Raw genomic sequence first — 21,455 nt, forward strand, 5'->3', positions numbered from 1 at the left:
GAATAAAATTCTGTTTAAGTGCTGTTTATTAGAATAATATTCTTATTTCTGAATTATAAAATGATAATTTTAAAAAATAGTTGCATGTCCCAGTCCCCTGGCACTTCAGGGGACTGTAGAGCTTCCCAAAGTGATAACCCCATGCTGTGATGGGATTGCTGATTGTTCCCCGAATTGTATTAGGCAAGATGCCTCTACAGGTTTAGCTAAAAGCTATGGGCTCCCGCTTGGTTAAGCGGGAGCCCATTCGAATATAAGCACTATAACTTGTATTGTATTAAAGACTAAGAGTGAATCAGTGTATTTTTATCTTGTTTCCCCAAAGATAAAATTGGGTTAATCACATATTCTGCGAGTAAGAAACATAGGACAAGCGCAATAATAGACACACTGCAGTATTTCACCCAGATATTGATGTCCAGCTTTTGCACGATACATCCCAGCGGAATAACCACACACTGGTGAATGAAATAAATAGTATAAGAATTAGCGGCAAGCCTACGCCATAAGTAGGCATTGCTGTCAAAAAAATTCTGGAACACAGTGATCAGGGCAAAGGTGGCGGTTAGTGAAAAAGTAGCGTGGGTAATTGCATGACCTGCTTTAAATAAGACAGGAACATCAGGCATAAGGGTAAATGTCATACGATAAAACAGAAAAACAAATAACATAATAATTGCCGAGATACCCCATGGCAGCAAGTGGGGGCTATAGCCACCCCGGGTAAACCAGGAATGCTTCCACGCATATACCCCCAGGCCGAAGTAGCAAAGGTGTAAGATGAGCCTTACTGGCTGAAGCATGAAGATAAATTTCACATTAACCCACGCATCATTCCAAAAATATAAATTGCCGCTAAAGAAGGCGGCCGTAGTAAGCAAGGCAAAGACCGGAAAAAACCATACAGGTGGCGAGGGTTTTTGTACAGACTGTTTAAAGTAGGTGGGATTCACCTGATAGGCAATCGTAAGTATTAAAAAAAACAAGGCTAAGACACCCAGAAACCAGTAATGAGCCTGCTGGTAATAAGGGCCAAAGAAATCATTTTTCCAGAAGGCAAAATAATTGGGAGGTGTGTCCATACGGCTAAATAAAGAACTATATGCAATAAAGGGGGCAATAAATAGTACCCCGCCAATCCAGGGTAGGACAATCCGCTTTAGTTTGTCATTCCAAAAGAGCGCGATTCCTTTTCGCTCTAATACCATAGGGGCAAAATAACCGGCGATCATAAACATAATCGGCATAATATATACGTCTGTTTCTAATATGAAAAAATCAAAGAACATATTTTTTTGTATGTCATTGACAGTCCACCACTTAAGATCCCAGGTCGTATACCCCATCCCAACATGAAATACAACCATTAGAAGAATAATAAAAGCTTTTAGATTATCAAGAAAATATAACCGTTGCTTGCTCGCGGCTGGCAGATTCATTTTACTCCCCCTCTAACCATTACTTTGTTTTTCTTTTTCAACATTTATTTATAAAGACCTTTTGAATTATGGGAAAATTTTAAATTATTAAGAAAAAGTCAATTTAGCTGGGAAACGAACACTTTTGTAAACGAACGATCAGCTAGTTACAGAATTTGTAATGGATTATATTGACAACGGTTGTATAAAGCGTTATTATGATATCAAAATATATGTGTAGTCGCTGACTGGTTGTTAAAACTAGAGGCTGTGTCCCGAAGGGATGCAGCCTTTATATTTTTGCTCTGTACTATTTATTAATTAAGTGGATGCTGATTAGTGAGAAACTAAAGGCTGGAAAATATTTCTATACTATATGAAATATTTCCCGGCTTTTCTTTTCCGCAAAGAAAAAAAGATGATATCAAGCTGCAATCAAACTAAATTACGCGTATGAGGTGGTAAAATGGCACAGTATATTGAACAATTGCGACATGTGTGTTCGCTGGGGGCTTTGCAATCAGTGCTGGCGATTGACCGGGCCGTCCCTATTCTGCACGCCGGGCCGGGCTGTGGGCAGAAGCTCTGGGGTGCTCTGGGTTTTCAGAACGGGTGCCAGGGCTCCGGTTATGTCGGCGGTCATTCGGTTCCCTGCACTAATATCGGGGAAAAAGAGGTTATTTTTGGTGGTGACGAGCGATTAAGAAATATCGTTGAGAATTCGCTGAAGGTCATTGACGCCGATCTATATGTGATTGTTACTGGCTGTACCGCCGACATTGTCGGTGATGATGTCGGGGAAGTGGCCCGCCGCTTTCAGGAACAGGGAAAACCTGTGGTTTACGCTGAAACCGGCGGCTTTAAGGGAACCAACTTTTTTGGCCATGAATTGGTCATTGATGCAATTATCGACCAATACTTGCAGCCTGCTGATAAGGCAGAGCCCGGTCTTGTCAATATTTGGTCAGTTGTTCCGTTTCATGATGCCTTCTGGGTGGGAAATCTAAAAGAGATTGAGAAGCTGATCAATGAATTAGGGTTAACGCCCAATGTTATCTTCGGACCTGGGAATGGCCTAAAAGCGCTTAATAGAGTACCTCAGGCTCAATTTAACCTCCTGATTTCTCCCTGGGTGGGACTGAAGAATGTCAGGCACTTGGAGGAAAAGTTTGGTACCCCGTATCTGCATTACCCTGTATTGCCGATCGGCCCGACGGAAACGGGCAGGTTTCTCCAGACCGTAGGGAGCTATGCCGGGGTAGAGCCAAAGCGAATTGAGAAAGTGATCGCCAGACATGAAACCGGGTATTTTTATTTTATCGAACGGGCAGCAGATGTATTGTTGGAGACCAGACTGTTGCCCCGGCGGTTTGTTACGATATCGGATAGCTTTTATGCTTTGGGTATTACCAAGTTTTTAGTGAATGATATGGGGCTTCTGCCGGAAACGCAATATATCACCGATGGGGTAGCGGAAGAATATCAGAGTAGGATTGCTGCAGAATTTGAAAACTTCAATGATGGTATCACGGCCAAGGTTGTGTTTACCAATGATGGCGGTGCAGCCCATCAGGATATTCGCACAATTAAATTCCGGGGGCGGCCATTAATCCTGGGCAGTGCCTGGGACAAAGCGCTGGCCCAAGAGATTAACGGCTATCAGCTTTCCGTGTCAATGCCAATCAGCGACAGACTGGCTTTAAACCGGTCTTATGTGGGTTATGAAGGCGGGTTGCGGCTGGTAGAAGACATCTATTCCCTGGTATTAAGTGATTTCCAATAGCTTAGCTGATTAGTTAACAAACTAAAGGCAGAAAGTAACTCTTTCTGCCTTTTTGAGTTTGGAATATAAGGAGGCGTACATATGAGTAAAAAAATTAAGCAGATTGCGATTTATGGCAAAGGTGGTATTGGGAAATCGACGACCACGTCGAATATCAGTGCGGCATTGTCTAAGTTTGGCCTGAAAGTCATGCAATTCGGGTGTGACCCGAAAGCGGATTCAACGAATACGCTGCGGGGCGGCAGCTATATTCCCACAGTGTTGGATACCCTGCGGGAAAAAAATCAGGTAAAAGCAGAAGATGTTGTTTTTAAAGGGTTTAATGGTGTTTATTGTGTAGAGGCCGGTGGTCCTGCTCCCGGGGTAGGCTGCGCCGGGCGGGGGATTATTACTGCTGTGCAATTGCTTAAGCAGCTGAAGGTGTATGAAGAACTGGACCTTGATGTCATCATTTATGACGTATTAGGGGATGTGGTATGCGGCGGTTTTGCTGTTCCAATCCGGGAAGGGATCGCCGAACATGTATTTACCGTTTCTTCCGCTGATTTTATGGCGATTTACGCTGCCAATAACCTATTTAAAGGAATTAAGAAATACTCGAATTCCGGCGGGGCCTTATTAGGCGGATTGATTGCCAATTCCATTAACGCTCCATATGCCAAAGAGATTGTTGATGATTTTGTTAGTAGAACAAGTACGCGAGTCGTGGAATACATTCCGCGTTCGGTTACGGTAACGCAAGCCGAGCTGCAGGGCAAAACATCGGTGGAAGCATCGCCACATTCCGAACAAGCCAAAATTTATAGCCGTTTGGCGCAGAAAATTATTGATACGACCCAGTCAAAAGTCCCTAATCCGCTGGATACTGCCGAATTAAGAACCTGGGCGGCCAAGTGGGCTGATCACCTGCTGGCGCTGGAAACCGGCGAGGTACGCGGCAAGGCATCCGGAATCTAATTGTAGGCAGCTGCTGGATATATAAGGAGGGGGTTTGGGCCATGGCAATTAATCTGAAGAATTCTGAGGCGCCGACACGAGAAAACAGGCTGGGATCAATTACCGGTTATCAGGGGACGCTGCAGGATTTGGCCACACAGGCCGCCTGCGGCTCACTGCGCAATAAAGAGCGCTGCTTCAGCCAGGCCAGCGCCTGCAGCTCAGGGTGCGCTCAGGGGCAACTGTCCAGAATTGTTGGTGCAGCGGTGGTCAATCATGGTCCAATCGGCTGTGCCGCCGATTCAGTCGGTGGCAACACGCAAAATAAATTCGGACAGCATCTGCGGGGGTGGGAACACCGCAATATCAATCTGATCAACACCAATATGGTGGAAGAAGACACTGTGTTTGGTGCTGTGCAGAAGTTGCGGGATGCGATCAGGGAAGCCTACCGCCGGTTTAATCCTCAAGCTATTTTTGTTACGACCTCCTGCGTTTCCGGCATCATTGGCGAGGATATCCAAAGTGTTTTGGATGAGCTAAAAGCAGAAATACCGGTGCCAATGGGGGCGGCCTATTGTGAAGGCTTTCGTTCCAAGGTATGGGCCAGCGGTTTTGATGCCGCGTTTCATGCTGTACTGACAACGATTGTTAAACCACCGAAGAACAAGACCAATACGGTAAATGTGGTTAATTTCAATGGCAGTGCCAGGAAACAAATTACCGCCATGTTAGCCGGTTTTGGTTTAGAGCCGGTGTTTCTGCTGCCATACAGCACTGTTGAACAACTGTCCCATATCTCCGAGGCTGCGGCGACAATCAGTATTTGCGGAACCCTGGGCAGTTATATCGGCAATGCGCTGCAACAAGAGTATGGCGTACCCTATGTCCAAACGCTGCAGCCTCATGGCATTGCCGGGATAAATAGCTGGCTGCGCGGTCTTGGCGCTGTTACTGGCAAAGAAGTGGCAGTAGAGGCGTATATTAAACAAGAGGAAGAGCGCGTTGCACCCGAACTGGCGCAAATACGGGAAAGGTTAACCGGGTATACTGCGGTGGTTGGCATGGGGCCCAGCTTTGGTCAAAACTATATCAGGACGCTGCAGGAGTTGGGGATTGAGATCATCTGGGGATCGACCTGGCATTTTGATCCTCAGCATGATAACGGTATAACCCCGGCAGCTGTGAAATATCTGGCCGATTCCGGTGCCAATATCCCCATCAGTGTCGCCGATCAGCAGAATTTTGAAGTTATTAATTTACTAAACCGGCTCAAACCCGACTTATATGTGGGGCGTCATGGCGGCACCACGGTCTGGGCGACCAAGCTGGGAATCCCTTCGATTATGATCAATGATGAATATACCGCATATGGGTATCAGGGTCTGGTAGACTTTGGCTACCGGATTATTGATGCCTTAACCAATCGCAGCCTGGCAAAGCAGCTGGCGGCAAGGGTAAAGCTTCCCTACACTGACTGGTGGTTGCAGCAGGATAGTTTTGCTTTATTACAGGAAGAGATCGGTTAATCATTTGGGTTAACGTGAAGAGTATGGTAAAAATCCATAAGTCGATATTGGCAGTTGAAATCGTATAGAAATTAATTGCATATGCAGTGGCGTTGCTGGCTGATTTGTAAATCAGAGGCTGTATCCTTACCGGGATATAGCCTTTTTATTACCAGTGGAATAGGTTGACGCGGGGAAGGGTATTCATGCAGAAATTAATAACAAAATAAATGGAGGATGTGTACGTGCGAAAAAAGATAATCTCTTTACTACTATTATTATTTATTGCGTTTTCTCTTACTGGTTGTGCCGGAAACCCTGGTGGCAGTCAAGCTGCGCAGACCGGGGCAGCCACAGGGAACGGGAAAAAACTGTTTCCCATCAGGGTGGCAGGTGATGGAACGGCTAACGGCGAGGTCGTAATCGGCAATGAAGTCGGGTTTTTCCGGGAGGAAGGTATAGAGATTGTGTTTACCGGCGTGCTGAAAGGCGGGGCCACAGAGCTGCAAACTGTCGCTCAGGGGATTAACGACGCCTTTATCGGCGGGCATCCGTATAATGTAGCGCAGGCGATTATGGCCGGCATTAAAGTAAAAGCCGTTGCCCCCGGCATGATCGACGACCCGGAATTCCCCCATGTCCGGTATCTGGTCAGAGAAGACAGCCCGATCAAGTCCCTGGACGATATTGTCGGGAAAAAAGTATCGCAAAGCAGTTCTACTTCGGCTTGCCAGGACGGCTATTTAAAGCTGTATCTGAAGCAACATAATCTGCCGCTGGATGTGGAGTGGGTGAAATTGCCCAATCCGGGACAGCAGGAGCAGGCCTTAAAGCAGGGGCTGGTGGATATGACGACTTCGCATCCGCCATATTCCGGAATAACGGTAAAACAGCCCGGAATCCGCCAGGTCGGCACCAGTTATGATATTGTGAAAAACCCGGGAGCCGGCCTGTCGGTCCGCGGATTCAGTGAAAAATTTATCGAGGAGCACCCGGATGTTGTCAGAGCGTTTTGCCGGGCATTGCAGAAATCGCACAAATGGATTAATGCCAACCAGAAGGAAGCCACTGCCATTATAGCCAAAAAGCTGAAAGTGGACAATCAAGATAACGTGAGTGTTTTCCGGTACGAAGAGCGTGGAATTATTGACCCGTCTTACATGGAGCTATGGGTTAAACTGTCGGAGGATATCAACCTCTGGAAACCGGGGGCGATAAAAGCTACCGATCTTTACACCAATGAGTTCGCGCCTAACGATTAGCACGGCGTTGATTGATTTGCTGGCTTTGTACTCTTGCAGAATAAAGATTTGCCTATTTATTTAACCGCAGCAACGAAAAAAAGTAAAAGGTGGTAATTATCAGGTGTTCACTTGGCTTAAAAGTATTGTTAAAGGGTTATACCGGATATCATCGGTATTGATTTTTTTATTGCTCTGGGAAATTGCGCCCCGCGTGGGGCTGGTTGATGCCATATTTCTTCCTCCTATTTCCAAAGTAGCGGTTGCATTTTGGAATCTCATCATTACCGGTGAACTATTTACTCATATCGGCGTCAGTCTGTTGCGGTCACTGCTGGGATTCAGTCTGGGACTGGGCGTAGCCATACCAATGGGACTGCTGATCGGCTGGTTTAGGGGATTCGAATATTTTATCGATCCGCTGGTACAGACTTTCCGGCAAACTTCAACGCTGGCCCTGTTTCCGGTATTTATCCTGCTATTTGGCATTGGTGAGCTTTCCAAAGTGGCCGTCATTTTTTGGGGAGTGCAATGGGCTGTGCTTTTGAATACCATTTCCGGAGTGAAAAATGTAGACCCCTTACTGATCAAGTCGGCAAGGTCAATGGGTATTTCGTCCTTTTCCCTGTTTATTAAGGTTATTCTGCCTGCATCCATGCCGTCAATTTTGACAGGGATAAGGTTGAGTGCGACCCATTCCATTTTGGTTTTAATTGCCGCTGAAATGCTTGGCGCCAATGCCGGTCTGGGTTATTTGCTGTTTTTTGCCGAGGCAAACTTCCTGATCCCCAAAATGTATGCCGCGATTGTCACGATGTCGCTGTTGGGGCTAATTGTGAATTATGCCCTGGTAACGTTTGAAAAAAGGGTTCTCAGATGGAAAGAAGAATTGCCCACAGGAACCTGACGAGTGAAATTGCCATATCCAGGGAATTTTACAGGAATTACCAGTGAATTCGCTCTCGGGAAACTTGGGAGTGAAACGGGGGTGTGAAAAATGGCAACCCGATTCGTGTTATCCGTGTTTGTGCTGTTTATTACAGTTGCATTTACCGGCTGCAGCGGGCAAAATACCGGGAAGGCAACTGTTGCCGGAGGCGCAAAACAACTCGTTACGATCAGGGTGGCGGGTGATGGAAATACAAATGGCGCAGTGATGATTGCCAATGAAATCGGCCTATTCCGTGAAGAAGGCATTGAAATTAAATATACCGGAGCGCTAAAAGGCGGAGCCACAGAATTACAAACCATTGCTCAGGGGATTAATGATGCCTTTGTTGGCGGTCATCCCCCTGCTTTGGCGCAGGCAATTCTGGCCGGCGTTAAGGTGAAGGCCGTGGCTCCGGGGATGGTGGACAATCGTGAGTTTCCCCATGTCAGATATCTGGTAAAAGAAGACAGTCCGATACAATCACTTCGTGATATTGTCGGGAAAAAGGTATCAATTAATGGAACCACGTCACCCTGCTCGGATGGTTATTTAAAATTGTGGCTGAAGCAGAATAATTTGCCGGTGGATATAGAATGGGTGCAATTGCGGAACCCCGGACAGCAGGAGCAGGCTGTAAAACAAGGTTTGGTGGATATGACAACATCACATCCGCCCTATGCGGGAATCGTTTTAAAACAAGGAGGAGTACGGCAAATTGCCACAAGCTATGATATTCTGAAAAACCCGGCCGCCGGGCTGTCCATCGCCGGGTTTAGCGAAAAATTCATTCAGGAACACCCCGATATTGTCAGAGGTTTCTGCCGGGCTCTCGCCAAAGGCCGCCTGTGGATCAATGCTCACCAGAAGGAGGCTGCTGAAATCGTTGCCAAGAAGAATAATCTCAACCCGGATGAAGTGAGTATTTTCTGGTATGACGAGCATGCAGCCATTGAGCCGGCCTATATCGAACTATGGTTCAAAATCGCGGAAGATCTTGAAATGTGGAAAGCGGGAGCGATAGAACCTACAGATATCTATACCAATGAATTTGCCCCCGGAAAGTAAGGTAAATCAACGCGTAAATATTATTGTAAATGAGGTTGTAATTAATGAAGAACAGAGCAATAGCGGCTATACTAGTATTGTTACTTGCAGTTTCCCTTACTGGTTGCGCGGGGAATGATGGAAAAACAACGGGAACAACAAACGCTGCCGCCGGGCAGGCTAAGAAACTTTTTCCTCTCAGGCAGGCAACTCCTACCAATTTCGATGAAGTTATGATTGCCAGTAGATTAGGTTTTTTTGAAGAAGAAGGTATTGAAATAAAAAATACCGGGGTGCTCAGAGGAGGAGCGAGCGCTATTCAAACTGTCACACAGGGCGTTAACGACATTTTTAACGGTCACCCTCCTAATGTGGCGCAAGCCATTCTGGCCGGAGCCAAGGTAAAGGCCGTTGCTCCGGGGCAGGTTGATAATCCGAATACCCCCCATGTTGCTTATCTGGTAAAAGAAGACAGCCCGATCAAGTCGCTGCAGGATATTGTCGGAAAAAAAGTCGCCCAAACCAGTTCGACTTCGGTATGTCAGGACGGCTATTTGAAAATGTGGCTGAAACAGCATCATTTGCCGCTGAATGTGGAGTGGGTGAAATTGCCCAATCCCGGACAACAGGAGCAGGCGTTGAGACAGGGTCTGGTGGATGTGACGACCTCGCATCAGCCATATTCGGCGGTAGCGTTAAAGCAAGGCGGGCTGCGCCAGATTGCCACAAGTTACGACATCGTTAAGACGCCGGCCGGTGGTTTGTCCATTTACGGGTTTAGTGAAAAGTTTATTGCCGAGCACCCGGATGTTGTCAGAGGCTTTTGCAAAGCATTGGCGAAAGTACGCCCGTGGATCAATAATCATCCGAAAGAAGCTGCTGATATAGTCGCCAAAGAATATAAGTTAGACCCTGACCAAGTGACTTCGAAAATGTTTGAGGAGAACTCGCAGATTGATCCAGCCGCTATTGAACTCTGGTTTAAAATTGCGGAAGACGTCGGCCTGTGGAAACCAGGGGATATTAAACCTACAGATACTTACACCAATGAATTTGCGCCTAAGCAATAGGAGAATGCCGGTTATTGCAGTAAATCAATCACTGATTCAGCGAATTGTTTCTGAAAACCGACAAATGCCCTGTAAGCCTGTCAAACGGCCTGCAGGGCATTTGTCTCATAGCGAGCAAGTGAAAAATAAGCTGGCAGAACAATTTAAAGCGATCATTACAGATCCTGAATTTAAGAAAAATATGGACAGTGTCAGCGTGAATATAGAATATTGAAGAGCTGCCATCTGGGACCTAACATATCAAATAAGGGGCGGTTAAGAACCGCCCTTTATTACTTCATACTCTTTTGGAATTAAAATTACAGATCAAGACGAAATGCTTGGTAGCTACTTTTAAAGAGCATATTTGTAAAATGGAAGGATTTTACAAATATTATGAAGAATTATCTAAAATAGGTTGGGCCTACTGCTTAGTGGACAGGTCTTATATTGGAATCGAGGGATTATTTCAGGAGAGGATGTTAGCACAATTTATGATGTATAGTGAGCATAAGCTGTTTGAATCTGCAACCAGGTCAGATAAATCCTGGCAGATTGGCTATAGTGGACTGTTAATCTTTGGGTTGTTATTTTTCGTCTCTTGCGCCTTTTATAGAGATATGTGGTTTGACGAGGCATATACTGTGGCCATGATACGGCATGATTTTTTTAGAATCTGCGAAATTACAGCCAGGGATGTCCATCCTCCTTTGTATTATATAATTGCTAAGCTGGCATCATTAATCTGGGGCCAGGATATCGTGGTGTACCGCTTGGTATCGGTAAGCGGGATGATGTTATTCATGCTTCTGGGGGTTTCTCATATCAGGAAAATCTTCGGGAATTCAGTGGGCTTTTATTATACTTTTTTCACTGTTTTTCTGCCGATCATGCTGGAGTATTCCGGTGAAGCCAGAATGTATGCCTGGGCCATGTTTTTTACTACCAGTGCCGGAATCTACGCTTATCTTTCATATAAGCAAAATCAAAATCAGCGCTGGGCTTTATTCGTAGTCTTCTCGCTGCTTAGCGCCTACACCCATAACTATGCCCTGCTTGGTGCTTTTTTTATTAACCTAAGCCTTGTAACAGCCGTTATTGTCAGGAAAAGGTATTTATTAAAACCATGTCTTTTAGCCATTCTGGTCCAGGTTGTTTTTTATCTGCCGTGGCTGTTTGCATTAATAGGCCAAGTCATCTCAGTGACTAAAGAATACTGGATTGTTATTAACTATCAGCATCTGCTGCGGGATCTTCTAGTATTCTATTTTGCCGAGAATTTGCCAGGGCATGCCGTTAAGCTGCTCAGCTTTATTTGGCTGGCGGTTTGCGGATTTGGACTCTATGCGGCAGTTAAACAGAAAAAGCAGCATTTTGTGCTTGCGCTTGTTAGCTTATTTATTTATCTGGCCGTTATTGGTTTAGCGCTGGTGTTATCCCTGGTAAAACCTATTTTTATAACCCGGTATTTGATGCCTAATTCGGGGTTTTTATTGATTGCTCTGGCTTTTGGGCTGGCCTCTTTCAAGCGGCAGATAGTGCCTTTGTTGTTGTGTTCTGCCATCCTGATCGCAGCTTTTGTCAACTTTTATTTACATTATGATAAGATTTACAGCCCGTTGAACCATTCACTAAGAAATGATATTGTGTACAGCTTAAAGCCTGATGATATTTTTTTATATACTGACATTCATCCTGCCGGGATTTATTCAGTGGCCTTTCCTGATAACCAGCACTATGTATTTCTTAAGGGCGGGCAAGAGGAAGCTAAACCTAACCCGTTTCAGCCAGAGCTAACGATAATTTACGATTTAAATGTTTTAAAGGAATATAAAGGGCGGCTGTGGCTGATCGAAAGTGCAAATTCGCAAATTCTGTATGGTCATTTAGGCAAAAATGATAACCTGTTTACCGTTATTGATTATGCCCGGACCTATGAAATGCCGTATTTGGCCCGCAAAGGATTTGTATTTGTCGGATCACTGTTGCAAAAAGAGCCTGGGCAGGTGCCTGAATTGACTGATTCAGAGTAAGGTTCAAGAGGGGGTGTTCGAATGAAACAATTAATCTCCATTGTTGTACCCATGTTTAATGAAAGCCAAAACATCGATTTTTTCTATCAAAAAATGTCTGAGGTGCTTAGTGATTTACCAGCCTATCATTTTGAAATCATCTGCGTAAATGATGGCAGCCGGGACAACACGTTAGAGAAAATCGAGCAGCTGGCAATGCGGGATAAGCGAATAAAAGTGATTGAGCTGTCAAGAAATTTCGGCAAGGAAATTGCGCTGACGGCCGGAATCTGCGAAGCAAGTGGCGATGCTGTAATTCCCATAGACGCTGATCTTCAGGACCCGCCCGAATTAATTGTGGATTTAATAAAGAAGTGGCATGAGGGTTATGATGTCGTATACGCTACCAGGCTGCTTCGTGAAGGGGAGAGCAGTTTTAGAAAAATGACAGCGTTCTTATTTTACCGGATCATGCGCCGGCTCGCAAAGGTGGATATACCGCCGGATACCGGTGATTTCCGGTTAATGTCAAGGCAGGTTGTGGAGGCAGTAAACCAGTGTAACGAATGCCACAGATTTATGAAAGGGCTTTTTAGCTGGGTTGGATTCAAACAGACAAGTATTCCCTACCTAAGAAACCGCCGCCATAAAGGCACGACCAGTTTTAATTACTGGAAGCTCTGGAACTTTGCGTTAGAAGGGATTACCTCATTTTCCTTTGTACCGCTGCAACTGGCAACATATATTGGATTTCTGACAGCTTTGTTTTCAGGTGTTTATATTAGCTACATTATCGTGACAACCTGGCTTTTTGGCAATCCGGTACAAGGGTATCCCTCTACAATCGTGGCAATCTTCTTTTTTGGCGGCACGCAGCTGATGACCTTGGGGATTATCGGCGAATATATCGGCAGAATCTATAACGAATCTAAACGAAGGCCGTTATATTTTATTAGAAAGAAGACCAACTTCTAGAGACGATTCGAAAAACATAATCAATAGTAATCGGAGAAATACGGGATTTGCCGGTCAACCAGGCTCTCCAGTACTGGAACTACTCCCTCGACAGAGTTGATCCGCCCAATCTTCGCCAGATAGTCTGGCCGTTTATAACCAAGCAGCATGGTAGTTAAGGTCTGAATATCCAGTTCAGTCTGGTACTGATCGCCGCCTCTGATCAGCTCAGATGAACCGTCACTAGCTACTCTGAGGGTAAAGATGCCCTGATTCCATGTCAGCAGCGGATCATTGAGTTTGAAGATCCACACCCTGTCGGTAGTGTGTGGGCAAAAAGGATATTGTGAAATAAACAGCTCCAGATCAACAATCCGGGCCATATAATAAGGAGAGATCGTCTCTTTTATATCTGCGTCCTCGAGCAGAAATGCCAGCGGCTCATGGGTAAATGTGTTTCCGACCACTTTGGTTACCATGGAGATATGCGCGCTGATAAAATTCCAGAGTCCAGCGCGGGCTTCTTCATGCGTAAAAACCATTTCCTTGATGTGAAATACCTCATTGGAAATCCAATAAAGCACATAGCCGCTCGGACGGCGTCCCGCATCATAATAAATAGCGGCGGTCAGATCTTCCGGATCCCAGCGCCAGTATTCCTCCCAGGCCAGATCATTGCGGATCATCACGGCATGACTCTGGCGGACAAACTGATCGTACACCACGCGAATATCGTTGTTGTCAAGACTGACCCGCTCTACCTCGCCCAGCATCTTTCTGGTCTTGGGAAACTGGAAATCCTTGACCTCAAAGGTCATTTTGTCGGAAATGATCTCCCAGCCCTTACGGCGGTAATAGGGAATGGAATACGGATAGAGATAGGAAAGGGACTGTTTTCTTTCCCGCATATTGGCAAGCGCCTGCCCCATCAGCTTATGCATCAGGCCCAGATTGGCATATTCAGGATAGGTGCCTACACCGGTGAGACCACCCATATCATAGGTTTTTCCAAATATATTCACCTGAAAGGGATACACGGCTACCTGGGATACCAGCTTTTCCCCGTCAAACCACCCCAGCACATCGGCCTGCTCCAGAATCGGCAGCTTGGCAAGGGTAATTTCTCTTTCTTTCCAGCCCACCTTTTGCAAATCCTGATTGGTTACTTGAAATACATAACGCAATAATTGATTGAACTGATGCAAATGAGCGGTCTCAATCTTTTTCATTTTGAGTCTCTTTTCCCGACTCATAGAAATTACCTCCATTAGTTAGATAGAAGTCACTAACAAAAACTTGTAGCATAGATTAACCGTTCTAAAAATTCAATCTATAGAGGAACTAATTATTTCATCAAATGAATGCTGCAATCTTAGCAAAGAAGTACAGTAGAGGAGCCCACTCTGCCATAGACGGATGTGGGAGGGATAAGAAATTATCTCCTAAGATAGGCAGTAATTTGGTGTTTGATTCAAGAAACATCCGTCTATTTTTAGTTATTTTAATCAGAATTATGTAGCCACAGGAAAAATTGCAAAGCAGATAATAGCCATTAGATATCTGTTCCCAGTTTCTCTGCCTGTTGCAAGGCATCAGTATGAGCAATATCACCTTTGCCGGATACCTTAGGAACAGCCAGAATGCCCCTGTTTTGCCATTTCATATAATCGGCAATGCCTTTATAGGTTTCAATTGCGCCATTAAAAATTTTGGGATCTTCGTCTGCGCCACAAATCATAAGAATGCTTTCCTTAATCTTAAGCGGCCGCTTACAGCCTGGAACAGCATAAGCATAAAACTTGTCAATAGCAGACTTCAACTGTGCCGACATCCCAAACCAGTATAAGGGGGTTACGAACACCAGCGTATCTGCATTTTCCAGCAACGGCTCCAGCTCGGTAAAATCGTCCTTGAACGAGCAGGCGGTGTCTTTGCTCCAGCAGGTCTCGCAGGCCCTACAGCCGCTAATCGTTTTTGCTGCTGTATCAAATTTATTTACAGTATGCCCGCTCGCCTGGGCTCCTTTAATAAAAGCATCAGCCATCATTTCGCTATTGCCGCCTTTTCTCGGGCTACCGGTGAGAACCAGAATATTTTTGCTCATAAAGATCGCTCCTTTAAATTTACTGGAATTTACTTCCTGTGTGTTCTATTATATAATGTTATTTAATTATTTTGAAGTACGCACATTTACCTTCCGTACTGCCATAAAAGAGACTAAGTCACAAAAAAATCTTCCTTTTTGACTTGAATAGTTAAATTCCTATTCGAGCCATTGAGGAAGATTTTTTTCTGTACTTTTGATTCTGAATTGCTCTGCTTAATTATTACTAAGCACTGTGATATAGTGCTGATGACTTAGGCCTACATGGCCCAGGACCATAGCCAGTTAAAGGCCATACCTTCGATGGTTTCCCAGGGCTTTTGAATAAGTTCCTCATCACCAAGTACACCGCCCATTTCGGCTTTCTTAACCGACCAGGGAGTAAGGACCTGCTGAGCGCTTAAGCCGGGTATCTGACTGCTGACAGGCAGCGGTGGCAGCGGTCTGGCTTTAATGTTTTTATCATACCAGCCGTATTTCATTACCGCATCCACCATTGCCCGGACATTTTGCGGTTTGGAGTTTCCTGGCAGATAGCAACCGCCACCCATCATATAACCGCCGCCTGCGCCGGCTTTTTCGCATAATAGTTTAACCCGGGCATCAATTTCTTCCGGTGTGCCCAGAATAAACATCCGGCTGAGAATACCGCCGGCAATACAAACATGGTGGCCAATATCTGCTTTAGCCTGGAAGATATCTGCCTGATCATCAATATCGCAGATTACCGAACCCTTTGGCAGCTCCAGCACATGATGCCAATGTTTGCTCCAGTCACCTTCCATATATATTCTTACCTTATGGCCGGAAGCAATAATCATTTCCAGTGTTTTCTTAAACGATGGCCAATAGAAGGTATCGAATTGTTTCGGGGATATGAACGTGGGTTTATGAGTAGGCACAAATATCGGATACCGGCGCAGCGGATCTGCGGTCGAGAGCGCAAAGCGGGCCATAATGGGGGCTAGTACTTCGCAAGCCTCAAGTACTTTATCAGGCTGGCGGCGAATATCACGCAGCACTCCGGTCAAACCACGCAGCACATCACCAAGCGCATCAAAGGGGGCGACAAATGCTCCGGTCATAGGCTGAGGCATGCCGCACTGGTTTTGTAATTGAATAGATCTGTTGCGCATGATCTCAGCAAACGTGCCCTGTGCTAAACCGGCTTTGAGGAAGGCAAAATGAGAACGGGTTGAGCTTTTGTCCATTTCACCCAATACTCTCGGTAAGAATCTTTCCAGCATAAACTCGGCCGGATTGGCAATTAAGGCATCATAGTCATCGGCAAGCATGTACTCAGACTCTACAAACTGGGTGGCTACATGAGGTGCTAAGTCGCGACCGGGAAATTTGTAGGTTTTAACCCCAAGCGCATCATACATTGGTCCCCAGAAACGATTATTCCGCAAGACATCGAATTCGGGAAAATCGCGAATGAAGTCCATCTCACTCTGCAGCCATTTTTGCGGGTTATAGATTACCTCCTGGTTGCTGGCTGTGTAAGATTCTGCAAAATTATTACTGCCGATCGCAATCGGAATCCGGTCAACCGGTTCCAGTGCCATAGCCGCCTGATATCTGCCAAGTCGCTCTTCATATAGCTCTTTTACATCTTTACTCATTTACATCACTCTTTTCTTATAAATTTCTCAAGTATATTCGACCATTCATGCGGCCGTATACTTAAAAGTTAGCCATTCATTAATACCTGATATTACCTATGCCTGGTTTGCGGGAGGACGTAATGGCAGGAGAACCAGGATACCAATAATCGGGCCGGCAGCCATCAGGTACCATACAGTACTGAACGTTCCGGTTAAGTCAATCACACCACCGAGGATAAATGGCCCAATCATCGAGGCAAGCTGAAAGATAAAGTTAGTTATGCCATTTGCAGTGGCTGCCCATTCTTTACCGGCAAATTCGGATACCATGAGACTTAGATGCGGGTTGGCAGCATATGAACAAAATCCATAAACCAAACCAGCAATATTTAACATTGATAATGTCGTTTGCGAACCGAAATAGATAGTTAATGGCGCACTGATGAGATAGGCCGCCATTACGATATACTTACGGTTACCCAGCTTATCTGAAAGCCAGCCTGATATTACAGGCGCAATTACACCGCCGACGCTATACCAGATAAGCACTGTGCCGGCCTCTTTAACAGTAAAGCCAAGGTTTTTAATATACACATTAGCCCAAGTCGCTACCCCTAATTCCATCCACATCAGACAGAAGCCGGCCACGGCCACCAGCACAATATTCCGGTTAGCGAAGAATACCTTAAAGCCGCCAAACATCGACTTTTCACCCTTGGGTTCATCGGAAGTTTTGACCATAAAGTAGATTACTATTCCGAGGATGGCAGTAGCAATTCCGATACCCTGAAAAGCTCCCTGCCAGGAAAACAAGGCATTAAGCGTAGGCACGATATAGTTAGCCAACAGTAACCCGCCAGAGGGAGCTGCCAATAATAGACCAAATGCTGTGCCTCTTTCATGCGGCGGAAACCACTCCATCAACGCGCGCGCGCAACTGGCCATAATTGCGCCAGCCCCCAGACCAGTCACAACCCTTAACGTAAAACCCATATCAAAAGAGGTTATTGAGCCCATTGCCCAGGTTGAGATTCCTTCAAGCACTAAACTGACCCCGAGAATAGTACGCACCCCAAACCGGTCTGCAAGCATTCCCGCCGGTACCTGAGTAATTACATAGCCAATATAAAATGCCATCATATACGCCCCGGCTTGAGACATATTCATCTTTAACACCGGAACAACTACTGGAATGAGCGGCGGCCAAGCAAAACGGGACAGAAAAGTTAAGACAAAGCTGGCAAACATTAAAGCCATAATTACCCAACGATATTGACTGTACTCTTGTTCACGTTCCATACATTCCCCTCCTTATTAAGACCATGTACTAATTATTATGTAGTCGCCTATACGTCTATACATGTTGTATTCTGCATTGTCACTCAATTTCCTTCATGCTATGGTTCAATTTTATAATAATTTTAAACTTTCTAATATTGAACATCAAACTTTGGTTTTTTTCCTAGCAGTTTAGCGTGGGTTCAGGTTTTCCGGAAATGAACTGAGCACAAAATCGCGAAATCTCAGGGTTGCCGGGGAGGCATATCTGTTCTTTATCCAGGATAAGCCGATAGTCCGGTAACAGGCAGGCGAAGAGATGGGTAAAAAGGCCAGCCGGCTGTTGCTAAGTCCTGGCAAGCGGGGGATAATTGCCACACCAAGTCTGGTTTCCACCAGCCCGGCGACAGTTGGGATCTCCTCGCCTTCAAATGTTATATTAGGCGTTAAATGCACCTCCCGGAATAGCTGATCTGTCAGAATCCGCAGACTAAAGTTTTTTTTCAGGGTGATAATTGGTTCAGCGGCGATTTCGGTAAGGGGAATGCTTTTTCGGCTGGCCAGCCGGTGATCGTTAGGCACTACAACAAATAATTCTTCGGTATATAACGGTATCCATTCAGTATCTTCCTTGATTCCTAATGGTGAGGACAGGCACAAATCGATTTCGCCTGAGTTCAATTGCTCCAGCAGTAAGTGCGACGGATTTTGATAGAGTTTAAACTGGATATTTGGGTGTAAGGCGCGGAACCGGCCAAGGAGATCAGGAACAATATGCGCGCCCTGAGAATGTAAAAAGGCCAGTGAAACCGTTCCGTGGTCCGGGTCAATAATATGTTGGATCTCTTCCCTGGCTTCGCGGATTTCCTGCATAGCCTGGTCAGCGTGCTTATAAAAGATTTTTCCAAATCGGTTTAAGATAACATTTTTACCCCGGCGGTCGAATAAAGGGACACCAAGTTCCTCTTCCAGCTTGGCGATAGAGCGGCTTAATGCCGGTTGGGAAATGGAAAGTTGACCGGCTGCCCGCGTGAAATGCTGTAACCGGGCAACTGTAAAAAAGTATTCCAGTTGATGCCATTCCATGATTGTAACCACCTTTTTAACTAGGCTATTGGGTCATATATGGCTAATCATAACCTGAGGGCCAGACAACGTCAACTAACCGGTGCCAATGCTGTTATGATCTAAAATGCATCGGTTTCATTAATATGATGCATTGGACAGATGTCAGGCCGGCAGTTATTATAAGAAGAAGAAATTCAGCTACTGTCGGGGGAGAGAAAAATAACATGCAGTTTATTCAAACAAAAAATCAAATTTCCTGGCAAACCATTTCATCCTTGTTTTTAGGAAGCTTTGTGACTTTTGCCTGCCTATATTGTACGCAGCCGCTCATTCCGCTGTTTTCAGAGCAGTTTCAGGTGAGCCCGGCGGCAGCCAGTCTGTCTGTTTCATTGGCAACAGGGTTTATGGCTGCTTTTATGCTTATTGCTGCCTGGATCTCTGATGCCAAAGGACGCAAGGTAATTATGGGAATATCCTTGCTGTCCACCGCTGTGCTGCAAATCTTTATCGGTTTTAGTACGAATTTTACCTGGCTGCTGGTATTGCGGGCCATACAGGGAATGATGGTTGCAGGTTTTCCTGCCATAGCCATGGCTTATATTGCGGAAGAGTTTGATCCTGCCACCAGTGGCCTGGTCATGGGAATCTATATTAGCGGCAATTCTATCGGCGGTTTAACCGGGCGCATGGTTGTCGGTGCTGTGACCGATTTTTTTTCCTGGCAGAATGCATTACTTACTATTGGTATAATCAGTTTGGCTGCAGCAATGTGGTTTTGGTTAAAGTTGCCCGCTTCGCGCAATTTCTCTCCCCGACCCAGAGCTGTTCCAGCGATAATTGGCGTAATGTGGAACACGGTACGAAAGCCGCAATTGTTACTGCTCTACCTGATTGGTTTTTTGGTAATGGGTAGCTTTGTAACTGTTTACAATTATATAGGCTATCCGTTAATGGCGCCGCCTTATAGCTTAAGTCACACGGTTGTTGGCCTTATCTTTGTCATTTATCTGGTTGGAACCTTTAGCTCAACCTGGCTGGGGAGTCTTGCCATTACTGCCGGCAGACCCAGGGTACTATTATTGGCTATTTGTATCATGGCAGCAGGCTGTCTGATTACATTAGGCGCTAGTCTTCTCCTGAAAATTGCCGGTATAGCTGTTTTCACGTTTGGCTTTTTCGGCTGCTATTCTGTGGTTAGCAGCTGGGTAGGGCAGTGCGCAGGTAACGATAAGGCATCGGCTTCTTCTCTGTATTTGTTCTTTCATTATACAGGCGCAAGTGTTATTGGCGCCTGGGGCGGGAATTTCCTTGACGAATATGGCTGGAACGGCATAGTGGCACTTACTGTCATAGCATTACTGCTGGCACTGGCGTTGTTGGCTGCACTGCTTTTATATACCAGGAGAAGGGAATGCCTTATCACCCCGTAAGTATCCTGATCATATTAAAATTCACTTTGATGTGAGACGATTTGGAAGTCTTTTATCTTAAATTTTTCCAGGCAGGACTTGTGAATAAGGTTGGCGAGAGTCTTATAAATAGGGACTTAATGAGACTTTCCGAGCAAGTTGCGATAGGATTGGCTGAGCTTCATCCCTGTGCTCGTTTGCAACATTGCCTGCCAAGCTCTGCTACAACCATTTGTTGATATTAGCAAAATGGTTGGTAGCAGCTTAAAGGAATATGAGACGGACAACCTCCTGGATTTATAAAAGCCTTAAAGCGTTGAATGAAATAGAACTCCTGCAAATTTTTGTAATTTGGCAGGAGTTCTGCACTTATATGGTAAATGAATTAGAAGTCTAGGAGGTATGTATATGCTGTATTATTTGACTGTTGGGCTGACGATAATCTCAAGTATACTATATCATGTATTTCTAAAAGTAACCCCGGCCAATGTAAATCCCCTGATTTCCCTTTCGGTTACCTATTTAACAGCCAGTCTTGTAACTTTATTGTTGCTTCCTCTTTATCCAGGTGATAAGCTGATTTCTTATATCGAAAGCTTGAGGGAGTTAAACTGGGCTAGTTATGCGTTGGGAATTGCCATTGTCGGTCTGGAAGTGGGAACCTTGTTGGCCTATCGCGCCGGCTGGAATATAAGCTTGTTTAATATTGTGGCAAGCACTACGGTTACGGTATTATTAATCCCTGTTGGATTATTGTACTTTAAAGAGAGTCTGACAAATACCACGATAGTTGGACTGGTGTTTTGTCTTATTGGACTTATTCTTATTAACTATAAAGTATAAGTTCATGGGCTAACAGTAGGAGGTATATAGAATGAGTGAAATTGAAAAATTGGTTTTAGTTGATGGTCATAATCTTTTGTTTAGAATGTTTTATGGTGTACCTGCTAGGATGCGTTCAAGAGACGGCAAATTATTAAATGCAGTGATTGGTTTCATGGGCGCGATATTAAAGTATATTAAATTATTTGAATCTGATTATTTTCTAATAATATTTGATAGTGAACAGCCGACGCGTAGGAATGCAGCATATGAAGAATATAAGAAGAACAG

19 protein-coding genes are annotated in these 21,455 nt (G+C 45.1%); 13 read left to right on the forward strand and 6 right to left on the reverse strand.

Annotated elements, in window-relative coordinates; genetic code table 11:
• Positions 1-284 precede the first annotated feature (284 nt).
• On the reverse strand, positions 285-1,439 hold the full coding sequence (locus tag VN379_RS16485; protein WP_325535812.1) for an acyltransferase family protein: 1,155 nt from the start codon (positions 1,437-1,439) through the stop codon (positions 285-287).
• A 445-nt stretch (positions 1,440-1,884) separates the two neighbouring features.
• On the opposite strand from VN379_RS16485, the gene VN379_RS16490 reads away from it, so the two are divergent.
• From VN379_RS16490 to VN379_RS16535, 10 genes are all read left to right on the forward strand, one after another.
• Complete coding sequence (locus tag VN379_RS16490; RefSeq protein ID WP_325535814.1) at positions 1,885-3,201, forward strand: nitrogenase component 1; 1,317 nt, start codon at positions 1,885-1,887, stop codon at positions 3,199-3,201.
• An 81-nt stretch (positions 3,202-3,282) separates the two neighbouring features.
• On the forward strand, positions 3,283-4,158 hold the full coding sequence (gene nifH, locus VN379_RS16495) for a nitrogenase iron protein (RefSeq protein ID WP_325535815.1): 876 nt from the start codon (positions 3,283-3,285) through the stop codon (positions 4,156-4,158).
• A 41-nt stretch (positions 4,159-4,199) separates the two neighbouring features.
• Positions 4,200-5,666 carry a nitrogenase component 1 gene (locus VN379_RS16500; protein ID WP_325535817.1) on the forward strand — a complete coding sequence of 489 codons (1,467 nt, stop codon included), beginning with the start codon at positions 4,200-4,202 and terminating at the stop codon, positions 5,664-5,666.
• A 224-nt stretch (positions 5,667-5,890) separates the two neighbouring features.
• A complete protein-coding gene (locus tag VN379_RS16505) occupies positions 5,891-6,907 on the forward strand; it encodes an ABC transporter substrate-binding protein (protein ID WP_325535819.1) in 1,017 nt (338 codons plus the stop codon).
• Between the two features lie 103 nt (positions 6,908-7,010).
• The gene (locus tag VN379_RS16510) at positions 7,011-7,793 is read left to right on the forward strand and encodes an ABC transporter permease (RefSeq protein WP_325535821.1); all 783 of its coding nucleotides are present in this window, start codon (positions 7,011-7,013) and stop codon (positions 7,791-7,793) included.
• 90 nt (positions 7,794-7,883) lie between these two features.
• Complete coding sequence (locus VN379_RS16515; protein ID WP_325535823.1) at positions 7,884-8,882, forward strand: ABC transporter substrate-binding protein; 999 nt, start codon at positions 7,884-7,886, stop codon at positions 8,880-8,882.
• Between the two features lie 44 nt (positions 8,883-8,926).
• Complete coding sequence (locus VN379_RS16520) at positions 8,927-9,931, forward strand: ABC transporter substrate-binding protein (protein ID WP_325535825.1); 1,005 nt, start codon at positions 8,927-8,929, stop codon at positions 9,929-9,931.
• 4 nt (positions 9,932-9,935) lie between these two features.
• A complete protein-coding gene (locus VN379_RS16525; protein WP_325535827.1) occupies positions 9,936-10,145 on the forward strand; it encodes a hypothetical protein in 210 nt (69 codons plus the stop codon).
• 244 nt (positions 10,146-10,389) lie between these two features.
• Positions 10,390-11,943, forward strand: a complete 1,554-nt coding sequence (locus VN379_RS16530; RefSeq protein WP_325535828.1) for a glycosyltransferase family 39 protein — start codon at positions 10,390-10,392, stop codon at positions 11,941-11,943.
• Between the two features lie 21 nt (positions 11,944-11,964).
• Complete coding sequence (locus tag VN379_RS16535; protein ID WP_325535829.1) at positions 11,965-12,897, forward strand: glycosyltransferase family 2 protein; 933 nt, start codon at positions 11,965-11,967, stop codon at positions 12,895-12,897.
• 20 nt (positions 12,898-12,917) lie between these two features.
• Here the strand turns inward: VN379_RS16535 and VN379_RS16540 are convergent, their stop codons facing one another.
• The 5 genes from VN379_RS16540 to VN379_RS16560 form a co-directional block, all read right to left on the reverse strand.
• Complete coding sequence (locus tag VN379_RS16540; protein WP_325535830.1) at positions 12,918-14,129, reverse strand: GNAT family N-acetyltransferase; 1,212 nt, start codon at positions 14,127-14,129, stop codon at positions 12,918-12,920.
• Positions 14,130-14,428: 299 nt separating this feature from the next.
• Positions 14,429-14,980, reverse strand: a complete 552-nt coding sequence (locus tag VN379_RS16545) for a flavodoxin family protein (protein ID WP_325535831.1) — start codon at positions 14,978-14,980, stop codon at positions 14,429-14,431.
• A 260-nt stretch (positions 14,981-15,240) separates the two neighbouring features.
• Positions 15,241-16,605 carry a uroporphyrinogen decarboxylase family protein gene (locus VN379_RS16550; RefSeq protein WP_325535832.1) on the reverse strand — a complete coding sequence of 455 codons (1,365 nt, stop codon included), beginning with the start codon at positions 16,603-16,605 and terminating at the stop codon, positions 15,241-15,243.
• Positions 16,606-16,701: 96 nt separating this feature from the next.
• Positions 16,702-17,886, reverse strand: coding sequence for an MFS transporter (locus VN379_RS16555; protein WP_325535833.1), 1,185 nt, complete (start codon positions 17,884-17,886; stop codon positions 16,702-16,704).
• A 171-nt stretch (positions 17,887-18,057) separates the two neighbouring features.
• On the reverse strand, positions 18,058-18,951 hold the full coding sequence (locus VN379_RS16560) for a LysR family transcriptional regulator (protein WP_325535834.1): 894 nt from the start codon (positions 18,949-18,951) through the stop codon (positions 18,058-18,060).
• 206 nt (positions 18,952-19,157) lie between these two features.
• On the opposite strand from VN379_RS16560, the gene VN379_RS16565 reads away from it, so the two are divergent.
• From VN379_RS16565 to VN379_RS16575, 3 genes are all read left to right on the forward strand, one after another.
• A complete protein-coding gene (locus VN379_RS16565; protein WP_325535835.1) occupies positions 19,158-20,363 on the forward strand; it encodes an MFS transporter in 1,206 nt (401 codons plus the stop codon).
• A 387-nt stretch (positions 20,364-20,750) separates the two neighbouring features.
• On the forward strand, positions 20,751-21,185 hold the full coding sequence (locus tag VN379_RS16570; RefSeq protein WP_325535836.1) for an EamA family transporter: 435 nt from the start codon (positions 20,751-20,753) through the stop codon (positions 21,183-21,185).
• A 31-nt stretch (positions 21,186-21,216) separates the two neighbouring features.
• Positions 21,217-21,455, forward strand: a 239-nt coding sequence (locus tag VN379_RS16575; protein WP_325535837.1) for a hypothetical protein, incomplete at its 3' end; no start/stop codon positions are given.

The sequence above is a fragment of the Sporomusa sp. genome (genome assembly GCF_035561255.1).
In the GTDB taxonomy this organism is placed as follows: Bacteria; Bacillota; Negativicutes; order Sporomusales; family Sporomusaceae; genus Sporomusa.